This is a genomic window from Nocardia sp. 348MFTsu5.1 (genome assembly GCF_000383535.1).
Classification (GTDB): Bacteria; Actinomycetota; Actinomycetes; order Mycobacteriales; family Mycobacteriaceae; genus Williamsia; species Williamsia faeni.
The window spans coordinates 98,979-111,466 of sequence record NZ_KB911523.1; the positions used below are offsets into that span (position 1 = coordinate 98,979).

General features: G+C 62.5%; 8 protein-coding genes and 1 tRNA gene. 1 reads left to right on the top strand and 8 read right to left on the bottom strand.

Going from position 1 to position 12,488, the window contains the following annotated elements:
* Positions 1-330: 330 nt before the first annotated feature.
* The 5 genes from H290_RS0123200 to H290_RS0123220 all read right to left on the bottom strand — a co-directional run bounded on the left by H290_RS0123200 (position 331) and on the right by H290_RS0123220 (position 4,548).
* A complete protein-coding gene (locus H290_RS0123200) occupies positions 331-651 on the bottom strand; it encodes a nuclear transport factor 2 family protein (protein ID WP_020109238.1) in 321 nt (106 codons plus the stop codon).
* A gap of 10 nt (positions 652-661) precedes the next feature.
* A complete protein-coding gene (locus H290_RS0123205) occupies positions 662-1,459 on the bottom strand; it encodes an SDR family NAD(P)-dependent oxidoreductase (protein WP_020109239.1) in 798 nt (265 codons plus the stop codon).
* Between the two features lie 168 nt (positions 1,460-1,627).
* Positions 1,628-2,881 carry an acyl-CoA dehydrogenase family protein gene (locus H290_RS0123210; RefSeq protein ID WP_020109240.1) on the bottom strand — a complete coding sequence of 418 codons (1,254 nt, stop codon included), beginning with the start codon at positions 2,879-2,881 and terminating at the stop codon, positions 1,628-1,630.
* 20 nt (positions 2,882-2,901) lie between these two features.
* Positions 2,902-3,951: a phosphotransferase family protein gene (locus tag H290_RS0123215; protein ID WP_020109241.1), complete on the bottom strand. Its 1,050-nt coding sequence runs from the start codon at positions 3,949-3,951 to the stop codon at positions 2,902-2,904.
* Between the two features lie 150 nt (positions 3,952-4,101).
* Positions 4,102-4,548, bottom strand: a complete 447-nt coding sequence (locus tag H290_RS0123220; RefSeq protein WP_081631692.1) for a nuclear transport factor 2 family protein — start codon at positions 4,546-4,548, stop codon at positions 4,102-4,104.
* Positions 4,549-5,808: 1,260 nt separating this feature from the next.
* Between H290_RS0123220 and H290_RS31830 the strand changes: the two genes are divergently transcribed.
* Complete coding sequence (locus H290_RS31830; protein ID WP_231373813.1) at positions 5,809-6,459, top strand: tyrosine-type recombinase/integrase; 651 nt, start codon at positions 5,809-5,811, stop codon at positions 6,457-6,459.
* Between the two features lie 22 nt (positions 6,460-6,481).
* Here H290_RS31830 and H290_RS0123230 read toward each other — a convergent pair whose 3' ends face one another.
* From H290_RS0123230 to H290_RS0123240, 3 genes are all read right to left on the bottom strand, one after another.
* Positions 6,482-9,958, bottom strand: a complete 3,477-nt coding sequence (locus H290_RS0123230; RefSeq protein ID WP_020109245.1) for a serine/threonine-protein kinase — start codon at positions 9,956-9,958, stop codon at positions 6,482-6,484.
* Between the two features lie 483 nt (positions 9,959-10,441).
* Positions 10,442-11,992, bottom strand: coding sequence for an HNH endonuclease signature motif containing protein (locus tag H290_RS29545; protein ID WP_020109246.1), 1,551 nt, complete (start codon positions 11,990-11,992; stop codon positions 10,442-10,444).
* A 399-nt stretch (positions 11,993-12,391) separates the two neighbouring features.
* A tRNA-Ala gene (locus H290_RS0123240) sits at positions 12,392-12,464 on the bottom strand.
* Between the last annotated feature and the right edge of the window lie 24 nt (positions 12,465-12,488).

Below are 12,488 nucleotides of genomic sequence, written 5' to 3' on the forward strand. Positions count from 1 at the left end.
GACCGGCCTCACTTTCCGACGCCGGCGGTTGATTATGTGCGGACGACAGCGACGAGCGGTTATACGTGTTCCCGTCCACCGGGAGACTGATGCCACCTTTTCTGAAGCCGCCAGTGACTCGGTGCCCACAAGCTGCCCACCGGCCGCGGACTGCGGCCGGAAGCCACCGAATTCTGCACCCACACAACAGAAAAGACCCGGGTGATGAACACCCGGGTCTAGACACCACACCACCGAAAAGCGAAACAACGCAAGTTCGGTGACTACTCTGCTCTCACGGGCCCTGATACGTGCTGAACACGACGGCCACCGAGTTTCGCCGTACGTCCACTACTCGGTCGAGGTGATCAGATCGGCCGGCGACCAGATCGCCCGCATGGTTGTAATTCGCGATTGGTCGTCGAACGTCATCACATCAATGGGCTCGACCACGATCGTCGTGTTCTCGACGACCGTCGTCACGCGGAAGTGGAAGGCTGCCGTGTCTGCAGCGACCCGTAGCGTCAGCAACTCGATCGTGCGCTCCCCACCCCGAACCGAATCATAGAACACCGCAATAGCATTGGTACCCACATGCGCTGGAGTACCGACCGGATCCTCGACCCGTCCATCTGGCGCGTAGAGCGCGGCGATCTCCGCTCCGGTTCCCAACGGACGCCCCTTACATGTGTGTGCCACCGTCGATCCGAACCTCCGTACCGGTGATGAACGCGCCATCGTCCGACGCCAGCATCGCGACCACACTTGCGACTTTGTCTGGGCCCGCCATCCCCGGCGCTTGATCTACGTCGTCGCCAGTAGGTGTACCTACCAGGACCGGCTGCAGTTTCGCGAACAACGAGAAGTCAGCGTCGTCAGGAATGCCCGGTGCCGCAGTCATTCCCGAGGTGATGCTGCCTGGCGCGACTGAAACAGCACGAATTCCCCTGCTGGCATATTCGAGCGCAACTGCGTGGGTGAGCGACCAGATTCCACCCTTACTAGCCGCATAAGCTGCCATGTAGGGATGCGCGAAAGTCGCCGATGTGGACGTGAAGTTCACAATCACACCGTGACCCGATTCAATGAGAGCCGGCAGGGATTCGCGGATCATCAGGAACGTACCAGTGAGGTTGATTCGAATGATCCTGTCCCAGTCCTCGAGCGGCATCGCATCGGTGTGCGCGCTGCGTAAAATACCCGCCGCGTTCACGAGAACGTCAAGCCCGCCAAGACTCTTCGTCGCGAAAGCGACACCTTGGCTGACCGACTGTTCGTGGCCGATATCGATCACGTGCGTCGTCAACCGATCCTCGTACCCCAGTTCGGCGGCAGCCGAATTGGTATCGACCAGACCGGCCTCCACCACGTCCGCAGCGACAACTGCAGCTCCCTCGGTGAGCAAGCGCAGCACCGTTGCCCTCCCGATTCCCGAAGCGGCGCCCGTCACCAGAACCCGCCGACCCTCGAATCGATTCATATCTCGCTCCTCACCTGCAATGATCTGCCTTAGTCAGCGGTGACCCCTTTCGAGCCACCGAGCGCACTGAAAGAACCCATGATGCCGGTCAATGGAGTTGAGAGGTCATCCCCGCTCCCACTGGATGGAAGGTCGATGTGGGTGCCGTGGCCCCACACGGTTCCTTCACTATGCAGACTTTCTCAGCTCTGCCTTTGCGACGGTGCGTACATGGACTTCGTCCGGGCCGTCGAAGATTCGCATCGCTCGATGCCACCCGTACATCGCTGCGAGGGGCACGTCGTCGCTGACGCCCGCTCCACCGTGGACCTGAATTGCTCGATCGATCACTTCGAGGGCAACGCGCGGAACGGCCACCTTGGCGGCCGAAACGTAAGGAGCAGCAGCCTTGTTGCCGTGCTCGTCGGTGATTCTCGACGCGTACTGACACAGCAGCCGTGCCTGATCGATCGCGATCCGGGATTCGGCGATCTGCGCCTGCACGACGCCCTGCTCTGCAAGCGGCTTGCCAAACGCGATCCGGGACTGGGCGCGCGAGACCATCAGGCCGAGAGCACGTTCCGCGGCGCCGAGAGCGCGCATGCAGTGGTGGATACGGCCGGGGCCGAGGCGTGCCTGCGCAATCGCGAAGCCCGCGCCTTCCTCGCCGAGGATGTTGCTCACCGGTACTCGCACGTTGTCGTATACCACTTCGCAGTGCCCGTGCTGGTCGTATCGACCGAAAACCGGAACGTCGCGGACCACCGTCACACCCGGGGTCTCGATCGGCACCAACACCATCGACTGCTGCCGATGAGTCGCGGCATCGGGGTCCGTCTTACCCATCACAATAAGGAGTTTGCAGCGGGGGTCGGATGCACCGCTGGTCCACCACTTGCGCCCGTTGATGACGTATTCGTCACCGTCGCGCTGGATGGTCGTCTGAATGTTGGTGGCATCGGAACTGGCGACCTCGACTTCGGTCATCGAGAACGCGGATCGAATGTCGCCGTCCTTCAACGGTTCCAGCCACCGAGTCTGCTGCTCTTCGGTCCCGAATAGATGCAGCAGTTCCATGTTGCCGGTGTCGGGCGCCTGTCCGTTTGTCGCCTCGGGAGCCAAATGCAAGCTCCAGCCGGTGATTTCGGCCAGACCTGCGTAGTCGAGCTGGCTGATTCCCGAGTACGCAGGGAGGAACAGATTCCACAATCCACGTGAGCGGGCTTCCTGCTTCAGGGCCTCGACAACAGGCGGCAGTGTGCTGTCGCCCGGTCCGACCTGCGCACGGTAAGCGTCGTATTCGTGCTCGGCGGGAAAGACGTGCGTGTGCATGAAATCGACGAGTGTTTCGCGGAGCTCGAGCGCCCTGGCCGACGGCCTGAGATCGAGCGAGGCGACGTCGACAATTGCGGGCATGGCCGACGTGTTGACCGAGTAAGTCATGCAGGTGTCCTTCGGTGAATTCAACCGGCCAAGCCGGTGACGGACGAAGCAGATGCACGCTCGAGCGCGCGTCCAAAGAGCGGACCGACCATCTCGCCGACGCCGGCGAAGTCCTCACCCTCAGTGTGTCCCTGAGCGTGACGGGCATGGATGCCCTCGAGGATGATCGCAATCTTGAAATCGGCGAACACCAGATACCAGTCGATGTCCGGTACATCGATCCCGCGAGCGCTCACGTACCGCTCGACCAGCTCATCGCGGGTGGGGAAGCCCGGCAGTGCTGTCGCACCCGCGGTTATGGGATTGAAGAACTCGCCTTCGTGGTCCCAGAACGAGCACAAGATGCCGAGGTCGGTGATCGAGTCACCCAGCGTGGACATCTCCCAGTCGAGGACGCCGAGGATACGAGTGGGATCGTCGCGATCGACCATCATGTTGTCGATCTTGAAGTCGCCGTGCACGATTCCTGGATAGCTGCGCGAGGGTAGTCCCACCTGAAGGCGTCGAAACACCTCGGCGACCTCCGGTCGTTCAGACGTGGCCGACGCGTCCCACTGGCGTTGCCAGCGTCGGAGCTGCCGTTCGAGATAGCCATCGGGCTTACCCCAGTCTGCGAGCCCGACATCGGCGGGATCGATAGCGTGCAACTCAGCAAGGGTGGTCAACATCGAACCCGCCAGACCCGCGCGCTGGGCTTCGGTGAGCTGCACGGTGTCGTTCTGCGTACGTAGCGTGATCCCGTCGAGCTTGTCCATGACGTAGAACGACGCTCCGATGACCGACGGATCGGTGCACAGTCCTACGGTTCTCGGAACCGGTACGGCGCTGTCTTTCAAGGACGACAACGCGCGGTATTCGCGGCCCATATCGTGCGCGGTGGGGAGCACGTGTCCCTGGGGGGGACGCCGAAGAATCCAGCTGCGGTCGCCGTCGGTCAGCGCGTAGGTCGGGTTCGAGCGACCGCCCTCGATGAGGGTGGCGCTCAGGTCTCCGACAGCGCCGGTTTCGACTCCGCGCAGCCAGTCTCGTACGCGGACCACGTCGAGTTCATCCACTGCCGAGTTGCTCACAGGTCACGTCCTTTTCGATCGAAGTGCGCCGACGGTTCCGAGGGCGAGAGCGCAATAACGCTCGCTAACTGGGGTGCGGTCAGTTCACAGTCGGGCGGTACCAGGTGACGATCGCAATTTTTCTCTCTAGCCTGCCCATGTCGTGCTCCTTCAGTTCGTCAACTCATTTGCGTGGGCAAGGATTGCGATGTTGCCCATCATCCCGCTGTGGTGTTTCGTGCGATCGGTCAACTTCCATCCGCCGGCAGTCCGCACCCAGGTGTCGTGGTAGTCACCAAGTGTCCGGAAATACTGGCCTTCCAGATCGCCGACTCCGAGATGTATGTCGGCAACATAGGCGCGACTGGTTGCGGTGGCACCGGACACGTCGATCACGACATTCCCGATGAGGTGCTGAGTGGGTCCACAGTCGTCGAGGTAGCGGCGGAGAAGCTCGACTATCTCTGCCGCTGAGGACACCGCTCCGTCACCGAAATCACCGGTCGCATCGAGAACGGCAAGGTTTTCGATTGCACCCCAATTCCTTTCGTCCATGGCCCGCGCGATGAGCACAATGTTGCGGTAGATATCTCGCTCGTCTCTGCTGTCAGTAATCACCAGCCAGTCCCTTCTTTGATCGCGACACCGTCGTGACGCAGTCGGCGCCAAGACGAAAGTAGTAGTCGGCGGCGTGCCATCGGCAGAACGTCTCCCACTCACAGGGAGGCTGTCCACCACCCTTCACCAATGCGATGCGCGGCGCAGGGTTCGACAAGGCCGAACACCACCTACTGCGAGCGAAGTAAGTCGAACTTCATCCACTGCAGAACGACATCGAAGCTCGCAGGCCAAGTCCGGAATCATCGCCTGGCACACCGACAACCCGACCGTCACCAGTCGGCCGGTGGAGCGTCAGCTCCGCCCGTTGCTCGACGAAATCGGTCAGGAGCGCGACGTGACCTCGGTCGTCGACGCTTATCAGCCTTCGGCGTCGTCGCAGATCAGCGCCGACGGCACCACCGCCTACGCGACGGTGACATTCGCGCCTGTCGCCGTCAACGGAGGCCGCCGGGTCATCCTGATCAACCCCCGAAGACATTGCAGCGCTGGGTCTGAAGGCCGATCAACCCGTCGACATCACCTCCGAATGGACCAACCCGACCGGTGTGTCAGTTCGAGTCTGACCGGCACAGAATCGCACCCAGAGCGGAATATGCGATGCACGGAACAAGCGGTACGCAGTAGGAAGACAGCAGCTATAGCCAATGGCGTTCTGAGTGCGGACGCTGGGGGTGATGCCAACGCCGCGCCCTGGTCACCAGGAATGTTCGGAGGGACCTGAACTCGTAACCAGCACAGCGGATCTAAAGCATCTGCGCCGCGCCTTCCGAGGCTTCCGCCTCATTGGCCAACATCAACGCGCTGGATGGCCCGGTATTCGGACGAAACGCTGCCGAGCGTTTGCACCAATTCCCATATCGTGGGATACGTGACGACGAACCGAAGCGGTGCGCGGCGCAACCGACGGGCAGGTGTCGAGGATCGCTGGCTCAGGACCGACAAGACTCCCTCGACGCTCTATGGCCAGGGAAAGCGCTGGCGCGCAAGGTATGTCGATGCAGATGGCGTTGAGAGATCCGCCGGAAAACTGCGACCGGAAGATCGACGCCCAGGCTACGGCGTACTTCGCATGGTCCTAGCCTCCGCAGTCGAAGCACGCCGCCTGCCGAGCAACCCCTGTGAAGGTGTCAAGCTCCCCCCGACGCACACATTCCAACCGCAGCTACCTCAGCCATGAAAAGGTGCAGCAACTCGCCGACGCCATCGAGTGGATGCCCATCGTGGTTCCTCTCCTACACCGGACTCCGATGGGGCGAGATGGCCGCACTACGCCCACGCGACTTCGATATGCCCCGTCGACGAGTCGACATCAACCGTGCGGTGACCGAGGCCAACGGCTTGGTGTGGGGCAACCCGAAGGATCATGAACGCCGCTCAGTGCCCTTCCCCGTCGCCCTCATCGACGATCTGGAGGCGCTCATGGCCCACAAGGGCCGAGACGACCTCGTGTTCACCAACAGCCGAGGCGGACTTCTACGCGTCTCGAACTACCGCCCCCGCTACTTCGCAGTCGCTGTCGCCGCGTGCCAGAAGGACGACCCGACATTTCCGACAATCACTCCGCACGATCTCCGACACACTGCAGCAAGCCTGGCGGTGTCCGCCGGCGCCAACGTCCTCGGCGTCCAACGCATGCTCGAGCACGCGAAAGCGTCCATGACTTTGGACGTCTACAGCGACCTGTTTGACTCAGATCTCGACGCTGTAGCAGGTGCCCTAGACGTCGCAATCCAGCTCTCGCGTGAAAATCCTGCGGACAAACTGCGGACAAAACCGCTGCTACCATGCATCATCCACACACCCAACTTCCGCCAACTGAGTAACCGTTGCGCAGTCGCGTTACACCTCCTCGCCCACGCACCGGAAGCAGACGTTGAAGCGGACCCCTATGAAGCGGAACCCCTATGAGGAATGCCCGTTGCAGGCGGTCCTAGGGCGCGGGTTCTGAGTGCGCAAGGACGGTCTCCAGGAACGACAGCGGCACTTCGGGCGTGGTCGCCTGACGGTCTTCGTCCAGATCCGATTTGATCTGCAGTACCAGCCTGCGAAACGTCTCACCACCGTCGAGCGGAAATCGGATCATCCCGGCCTGGGCACAGGTCGCCAGTACCGCGGTGGAATGACGCTGTGCCTCGTCGGATCGACCTGCCACCGACAGGCAGGTGGCCAACAGCCGCTCGGCACGCAACGCCGCGCGCTGCCGGCCGCTTCCATCTAGCCGATCGACCCATTCTTGCGCCCACGTGCACGCCAGGGCGCGGTCGTCGGTCACGCCGTGATCGCCGGACTCGTTGAGTAACAACCGAATAGCGACCTCCTCGTCGAGCTGCGCAACGATGGCGGCCACACCCGCCGGTGATCCGGCACGGCGGGCATGATCCACACGAGACCTGATCCCGCGCCGGGACGGGAGATTGAGCGTGACTTGCTCAGCCTCGACAAACGCCCGCAACCGTGGCACATCGAGGCGTTCGGCGATATCCACCGCCTGATCGAGAAGCTCCACTGCCGCACCTTTGTCTCCGCGTATCAGCGCCACCTTCGCGCCGATCACGTACCGCGCCTGGATCATGTCGACCACGCCTTCTTCGGAGTCGAGTTTGAAGCTCGCATCGAGCAGTGCACCGGCCTCCGCCGTATCTCCGCGTTCGTACCGAACCTGCGCGAGGAGTGCGCTCGCAATGCGGGCCAAGTGTGACTGTGTGGACAGCCCGTTTCTCGAGGCAATCTGGAACGCTCGCCGGAAACATCGCTCCGCCCCGGCCAGGTCGAGCTGTTCGGAGTAGACGATTCCGTCGAGTGCCGAGCCGTACATCACTGTGGAACGGCCAGCGAGCTGTTCGTGATACGGGGTCGCCCACTGCTGCCATCGGTGCGCTTCGTCGAAGTCGAACCGAAGTGTCGCGCTCATTGTCCGGATGTTCGCCATGAGGGAAGCCACAAACGGTGGCAAGTTTTCCGGTTCCGAGGCCGGATCGGCAATCAGGTCATCGAGGCGGTCGAAGCGCTCGAAGCGATCGGCGTTGGCGCCGTTGCACGCTGCGATGACGGCCGCTTCCCACCTCATCTCGGTCACCGCGCTATCTGACTCGGGCATCTGCGCGAGCGCGGTGTCCACTCGTGCCAGTGCCGCGTCGGCGAGATCGGAATGGCGGAGCAGCGTGCGGGCCCAGCCGAGCCACAACTGAATCCGCGGACTCGCGGCGACCGCAGCGGGCGGCAGCTTGTCCACCATCGCGAGCACCGTCACCATATGCGACTGCTCGATCAACGTTCGACCGTCGACCTCCAGCAGCGTGATGGCACGCTCGGTGTCGCCGGCGGCCAGCGCATGCTCGACGGCCTCGACCACCATCGCGTGCTCGGCAAACCACTCAGATGCCTTGCGGTGCAACGACGAGACCGAATCCGGTCGATCGCGTTCGAGACGACGGCGCAGGAACTCACCGAACAACGGATGGAACCGGAACCAGTCCCCGTCCTCATCCAGCCTCTGCAGGAACAGATCTCGCGCCTCGACGTCCTCCAGCAACGCCTGCCCAGATGGTTGCGCACTCAACGCAGACGCCAAACCCGCGCAGATGCGTTCCGGTACCGACACCGCGAGAAGAAAGTCCACCATCTCCGGTTCCAAGGTGGACAACACATTCTCAGCGAGGAAGTCGCCGATTGCGTGATGCCGGCCCGAAATACGACTGATCAGATCCGACGGCGTCTTCGAGCCACGCAGGGACAACGTTGCAAGCTGCAGTGCCGCCGCCCACCCGTCCGTCGAATCGCACAGCTGCGCCACCTCATCGTTGCGAAGATCCAACCCGGACACATCCAACAGAAAGGATCGCGCTTCGTCGGCGTCGAAACACAACCCGGCGATGTCGAGCTCGACGAGTTCGTCGTTGACCCGCATCCGGCTGATCGGTAGGCCAGATCGAGTACGGCTGGTGATGATCACCTGCAGGTGATGACAACTGTGTTCGAGCAAAAAAGCCAACGCACCGATGGACCGCGAGTCGGTGACCCGATGCCAGTCATCGACGATGACCGAGATCCGCTCACCACGCTCATGAATCTCGTTGATCAGCGAGGTCAGCACATATTGCTCGGCCTCTCCGCCGTGCTCCTCTACGACCTCGGCGAGATCACCCACGATCTCGGGTTTCGCGCGCCGCAGCGCTTCCACGAGGTTGGCCAGGAATCGACCCGGATCGTTGTCATCGTCGTCGACCGTCAACCACGCCACCGGGACACCGGAACCTGCGAGTTCCTCCGCCCACTGAACGGCGACCGTTGTTTTCCCATAACCCACGGGCGCATGGATCAAAACCAATCGTCGCCACGCTCCGGCACGCAGGGTCTCCATCAGATGCACTCGGGGAACCTGAGCACGCAGTCGCAGCGGCGGACGAAACTTCGTCGACGGTGTCGGCGGCGAGGTGATGATCCCCGAACGCACCCGCCGCTCTGTCCCCATACCGGTCCCCACCGCGATCGGATCCGCCGAGCGGCCCGACGGCAGCGCCATCTCATCCACTGCGACTCCCAGCTCTCGCTGCGCCTCGCGCAACAGTTCGCCGTATGCGGCGACCGACGCCGGGCGGTCGTCGGGCTCGCGGGCCATCGCCTGTTCGATGGCCCTGGCCACCTGGTGCGGGATACCGGTTTCCTTCAAGTCGGGAAGTGGTTCGGCGGCGATCCGCAGGAAATGGGCGACCACCTGCTCCCCACTGCGCCGCTCGAACGCCGCGTGACCGGTCAGAGCGCAGAACAACGTGGCACCCAGGCCATAGATATCTGAGGCGACCGACGGGTCTGCGCCGGTCAGCAACTCCGGAGCGGTGAACGCCGGAGATCCGGTGACGATGTCAGCACTGGTTTCGAAACCATCGATGATGCGGGCGATACCGAAGTCCGTCAGCTGCGGCTCGCCGTACTCGGTGAGCAGGATGTTTCCCGGTTTCACATCACGATGCAGCGTGCCGGTGCGGTGCGCTGTCTCCAGGGCGCCGGCCACCTTGACGCCCAGACGCAGCACCTCTGGCCAGTTCAGGGGCCCGTGATTGCGGATAAGCGCATCAAGGGAATCGTGCGGGTGATACTGCATCACGATGAACGGATGGCCTCCCGGGGTGCTGCCCACCTCGAGTACGTTGACGATATTGGGATGCCCGGACAGCCGGCCCATCGCGCGCTGCTCGCGCACGAACCGCTCAAGATTGCCCTCATCCAGATGATCGGCAAGAACCTTCACCGCCACCACCCGATCCAGCCCCGGCTGCGAACAGCGATAGACCGCGCCGAAGCCACCCTGACCGATCAGATCCGGGTCACCGAAACCCGCAGCGACCAGCTCCCCAGCAATGTCGACGACGACATCGCGCTGGGTCGTCTGTGGATCGTTCTCGGCCATGGCCTGCCTCGATCGACTAAGAGCGCGGATATCAACTGCATCCCCAGCCTATCGCGGCCCTCACCAGATCCAGCCTGATCGGTCTGGCCGAACTCGTGCAGCCTCGGACACGTCACTGTTCACAACGTCCGGGGGAAGAACAACTGGCCCTACCAAGACCCGCAACCCCGGCTGACCGGCTTGACGGCCGGACTGCTCAGTGACCATTTGGGTACGTAGGGGGTACGCAGTTGCACCGCAACCGCCCAATCTGGCGCAACGCCGCAAACACGAATCATGCTCCTCCACTACATGATCCGTAGCCCCTCAACAGCGCCAACGATCGGCAGCCATCAGCGACCACGAGTTCAAAATCGAATGGTGTCAGTTCGAGTTTGACTGGGACACCATATTCGCGCAGGACACGTGTGCACCCTGCACCGCCGACAACCTCCTGGCGTCGCACCCACCAGCGCGACGATGCCGAGTGACCATTCGCGGTACCTAGTGTGGCGATGGATCATCCACCTCGGGTGGGTCGGGATCGGAGTCGCACTCGCCGGGCGCTTCTCCGCGGAGCTCTCGTTCTCGCGCGGCAGCCGCCTCGCGGCGTTCGGCCAGGATCGCCTCGCGCGCCCGCTGCAATGCTTCATCGGGATGGTGGACTCGGTTGATTCTGGGTTTACGTTCAGGGTCGATGTATTCCGGTGGAACCCAAGCGATCTTGCCCGCATCGGGTCCATCAGGAACAACAAACGTTCGCCATTGACCGGGTCCGTCCCCGACCATCCGGTTGTGCGGCCCACACGCCCAGGCCAGACTGTCGATATCGGTCAACCCGCCATCAGCCCAATCCTGTGCGCCATGGTGGGCCTGAGACCACGCCGCAGGTTGATCACAACCCGGGTGGGTACAACCGCGCTGGGCGGCGACCATCGCCATCCGCTGCCACATCGAAGCACCCCGGCGCGCCCGCCCGTAATAAAGGACCTCACTGGAACCGTCTTTGAACACCGCCAGATTCGGATCGCAGTCAGCGGCCAGATCCACCAAGTCCTCGACCGGAATGTCCACCCCTGTCGCGGTGTGCGCCACACCCGCTGCGGCCTCCAGGTCAGCCTTGCTCAACGAGATGATCAACTGCGCCGGCAGACCATTGTGAGTGTTACCGAGCTGACCAGAGGAAATCAGATACTTCAGCATCGCCGAGAGGGCATCGTGGTTGCGCTGATCCTGGCTACGGCAGTCCAGTTGCGCCGCCGCCCGCAGCACCTCGGCATCGATCCCCGGATCATCAGCAGCACCCGACGGCGAGTCAGGGTTGCCCGGATCGTTCATACCGGGCGCAGCCCAAATAGCCAGCAACACATCGAACAACGCCAGCGTCGTGGGATCGAGACGACCAGTGATCTTGCCCATCAGATCTTTATCCTGCCGCCCACGGTGCAGGCTGCGTTTGCGGACCCGATCACCCTCGTCGGTCAACGACCCGTCCGGATTGAGATGCGCGATCAGCCGATCACCCAGCGCAGACAGCCGGGTCGGGGTGAAGTCGGCAGCAAACCCTGCCATCGTCCGCTCCGCGCTCTCGCGTTCCTCAGCCGCAATATTCGACGGGATCTCGTCGAGAGTGCCCAAGACTGCGTGGATGTGGTCGAGATCAATCACCCCCCGCCGCAGCAACTCTGAGGTGGCCGGACACACCGGATCGAGAACATCACCAGTCGGAGTGATCCGGGTAACGAGATTGTTCATCGCCGCGATCCGGCGTTTGACAGCACCATCACCCAGGCGCAGTTGACCTTTCAAAAACCCGTACGTCGAGGGATACCCGGCTTTCGCGTACGCCCGGCGGGCATCGATCCCGGCCGCGGCAGTCAGCCCGGCATACGACAACTTCCGTGATCCGACCTCAATCTTCTCCACCAGCCGGGCGCTCTGCTCATCGGACAACACCGACAGATCGGCAGCCAGGAGCCGCTCGATCGCCGCCTCGACCTCGGCGGCCGCACTGACCGCGTCCGGAACCGACGTGGCTGCTGGTGTATCCGACATCGACCCCCCCGGATCAACTCTTCGAAAGTATGTTCCCAGGATAACGCGGCCCACCGACAAGCTCTACGACGAAGGTTCACCCAAGTGGCGGGGGGCGAGTTCGTGTTCACCAACAGCCGCGACGGACTGCTACGCGGTTAACATCACTGATGGCGTTCGGTGCTGTGCCGACCCCTCAGCGGAACACGAGAGGGGTCAACGCCGGTTCCGCTGGGCGCACCACACGATCTCTGACAACCGGCAATCGCGTAGGCGTCCGCCGACATCCACCGCCAAGAGGTCAGCATGTGCTTGATGCCAAATGAGACCAAAAGGGTGCTGACACAATTCCTGCGGACAGTAAGCCAAAGGATGAAGTAACACCAGTAGGCAAATATGCCTCTGACCGGGAATTTGGAGTGGAGCTAAGGGGAATCGAACCCCTGACCTTCTCGATGCGAACGAGACGCGCTACCAACTGCGCTATAGCCCCTTCGTTGCCCTCGCGAGCAACTTG